This is a genomic window from Desulfosarcina sp. (genome assembly GCF_046496365.1).
In the GTDB taxonomy this organism is placed as follows: domain Bacteria; phylum Desulfobacterota; class Desulfobacteria; order Desulfobacterales; family Desulfosarcinaceae; genus Desulfosarcina.
On the sequence record NZ_JAWOHB010000097.1, the window covers coordinates 1 to 3,123 of the forward strand.

A 3,123-nucleotide genomic window follows, 5' to 3' on the forward strand; every position below is an offset into this window, starting at 1 on the left:
CAGCGGCCCTGTTCCAGCCGATTGATTCCGGAAACTCAGCACTGGGTTGATGAAATTTTTGCCAAAATCGGGGCGGAGCGGGTTGAACGACGGTACGACAGGGACAATGCACTCTGTTGCGGCCAGGTTTTGAGAGCACACCAGCGGGAGGACACGGCTGATGAAATTCAAAAGCGCAATCTGGACGATATGAAGGCGGCGGGAGCGGTGTATTGTGTTTTCAACTGTCCGGCCTGCATGCAGACACTGGCTGAAGCCGCAGCGGAAAAGGGGATATTCCCGATTCATTTGAGCGATCTTTGCCAGGCTGCCCTGGAAGGGGTTGCTGCGAAAGGGTAGATTTATGCCTAACATGCTCAACATACTCTCGGACATCGTCGGCCCCCGGTTCGTATCCGATTCTCCGGAAGAGAAGTATATCTACTCCATGGACCCGGGAACCATGCCGGCCTGCGAGCCGGATATCGTCGTCATGCCGGGAAGCACCGGTGAAGTACAACAGATCGTACAGGCAGCCAATGCGCATCGCGTGCCGCTGGTGCCGCTGGGAGCGGGCCTGGTTCTTTCAGGGCTGTCGCGGGCCTTGAAGGGCGGCATTGTTGTGGATATGAAAAGGATGAACCGGGTTCTGGAAGTCAATGAAATGAGCCGCTACGCGCTGGTGGAGGCCGGAACTTCCCAGGGCATGCTGCAGGCCCATCTTAAAAAGCACTTTCCAAAACTCAAGCATTCGGCCCCGGACGCCCCGCCGACGGCCACGCTTGCCGGAAATGTTTCCATCCACGGATCCGGGCATTTATCCCATGCTGGCGGTTTCCATTCAGACATGCTGAACGGTCTCGAAGTGGTTCTGCCCACCGGAGAGATCGCTCGGCTGGGTTCCTGTGCCATTTCGCCTTACTGGTTCGCCAGAGCGCCGCTCCCCGACCTGTCCGGCCTTTTTCTGGGATGGGCCGGGACCACCGGCATCATTACCAAACTGGCCGTAAAGCTCTACCCCAGCTATCCGTTGAATGATGTGGCCGTATTCGTGTGTGAAGATGCGGCGATCATGCCGGATGTGCTTTACCGCATTACCGGTGTGCAGCTGGCGGAAGATGTGACCGCCTGGATGACGCCCAAACCGGACTGGGCTGCAGGCTTTCTGCACTGCAATGTCAACTACGGCGCGCAAACGAAAAATGAACTGGTCTGGAAGCGGAATCTCATCCGCGCTGCGGTGGCAAACTATATCGATGCCAAGACGGGCGGCTTTCTGCCGCTGCCGGGCATGATGAAAAAGAGATTTCTGGAAGTCCCCGCCCGGCAGCTTTCCCTTTTTGCCGATGTCCGCAAGGGGGGCGGCTTCGAATACGTGGGGGCGATCATGCCGGTGGAACTGTTTCCCGCAGCCTATGAGCTGGGTCTTCATATCGCAGCGAAGCTGGGGGTGAGCTACTCCATGGGGTGCCGGATCATCGGTGTCAACCACAGCATGATGTTTTTCTATGCCTATGCCTTCAACCGCGCCGACCCGGATGACGTGGCCCGTGCCCAGAGAGCCCTGGAGGAGACCAACAAAAGCGCGGTGGCCATGGGGGGCATCCCCTGGAAAGCCGAGGCTCCGGCACAGAAGGAAATCATTCGCAACATGGATCCCGCCATGTTTGACATGATGCGCCGTGTTCGATCGGTGCTGGATCCCAACGGTATTATGAACCCCGGCAACTGGGAGGACTGATGGAATACGCAGACATTCTGCACAGGTGTTTTCGGTGCGGCTATTGCAAACTGCCGGGTAATTATGTTGATTTTAACTGCCCGGCCTACGCGGCGTTCAGGTTTGAAACCTATTCACCGGGCGGGCGGATGTGGCTTTTGCGGGCCTGGCAGGACAAAAAAGTCGAACCGTCAAGGCGGTTTCAGGAGATCCTGTTCAGCTGCACGGCGTGCGGCAATTGTGTTGAGCAGTGCGCTCTGCCCAAGATCAAGGATCAGCTGCTGCTGGTGTTTACCGCCGGCAAGGCGGCGCTGGTGGAGGAAGGCAAGGTGCCGCCGTCCGTTCGGGACTGCCTGACAAGGCTTCAGCAGTACGGCAACCCCTATGGCCTGGCCAGAAAAAAGAGAAGCGGCTGGATGGTGGATACCGGTGTTGAACTGTTTTCGGACCAGGAATTTCTGTTTTTCCCCGGCGATGTGGGCGCCTTTGACAGCCGGGGGCAGGAAATTGCCCGTTCGGTTACACGGCTCCTTGCGCGACTGGGGGTGTCCTTCGGCATTCTGGGGGACAGGGAAGTTTCTGATGGGAATGAGGCCGCCGCCATGGGGGAACGGGACCTGTTTACCCTGCTGGCTCAAGAGAACATTGAGCATTTCAATGAATTGAAAGTCAAAAAGATCATAACGCTTTCCCCTCACGGGTTTAATGCCCTGAAAAATGAATACCCGGCGCTGGGCGGAGTTTATCAGGTGTTTCACTACACGCAGATTCTGGCGGATCGCATCGGCCGCCTTGAGTTTAAGGATGCGCCGTCAAAGCTGACGGTGACCTATCACGACCCGTGCTACCTGGGGCGCCATAACCGGGAGTACGGGTCCGCCCGAAAAATCCTGGCCGCCCTGCCGAGTGTCGAGATTCGGGAGATGGCGCGATCCCTCAAGGATGCCCTGTGCTGCGGCGGGGGCGGCGGAAACCTGTTCACCGATGTTCTTGGAGGCGGGCCGGAGTCTGCTGCACGCATCCGCGTGGCCGAGGCGCTGGAAACCGGGGCGGAAATCCTGGCGGTCAGCTGCCCCGCGTGTGCGGTCATGCTGGGGGACGCTGTGAAGACGGCCAATGTGGAGGATCGCATTCAGGTCAGGGAAATTTCAGAGATCGTCAACGACAGATTGTAATCCAGGGGTCTCAGGCCTGCGATAGACGCTTTATGCTTGGATTAGGAATGAATTTAAAAAAATATTGACGTCAACGCGTCAAGCGCAGACCTGAGACCTGTTCCTCAGCGTATCCGCCAGAAACTGAAGCGCCTCTGCATATCCTCTATCCCCCAGCCCCATGATCGTTTTTGCGACGATGTCCGAAATCATGGAATTGCGTCGAAAAGGCTCACGCTGATGAATGTCCGACAGGTGAACCTCGACGAC

The 3,123-nt window shown here is 57.4% G+C and carries 4 protein-coding genes; 3 read left to right on the top strand and 1 reads right to left on the bottom strand.

Features of this window, described 5'->3' with window-relative positions:
* The 3 genes from R6V78_RS07590 to R6V78_RS07600 all read left to right on the top strand — a co-directional run.
* Window positions 1-339, top strand: a 339-nt coding sequence (locus R6V78_RS07590; protein ID WP_410288736.1) for a heterodisulfide reductase-related iron-sulfur binding cluster, incomplete at its 5' end; no start/stop codon positions are given.
* 4 nt (window positions 340-343) lie between these two features.
* On the top strand, window positions 344-1,720 hold the full coding sequence (locus R6V78_RS07595) for an FAD-binding oxidoreductase (protein ID WP_410288737.1): 1,377 nt from the start codon (window positions 344-346) through the stop codon (window positions 1,718-1,720).
* Window positions 1,720-2,874, top strand: coding sequence for a (Fe-S)-binding protein (locus tag R6V78_RS07600; RefSeq protein WP_410288738.1), 1,155 nt, complete (start codon window positions 1,720-1,722; stop codon window positions 2,872-2,874). Before R6V78_RS07595 ends, R6V78_RS07600 begins: the two co-directional genes overlap by 1 nt.
* Window positions 2,875-2,952: 78 nt before the next feature.
* On the opposite strand, the gene R6V78_RS07605 is transcribed toward R6V78_RS07600, so the two are convergent.
* Window positions 2,953-3,123: type II 3-dehydroquinate dehydratase (locus R6V78_RS07605; protein WP_410288739.1), on the bottom strand; the 171-nt coding region annotated here is incomplete at its 5' end.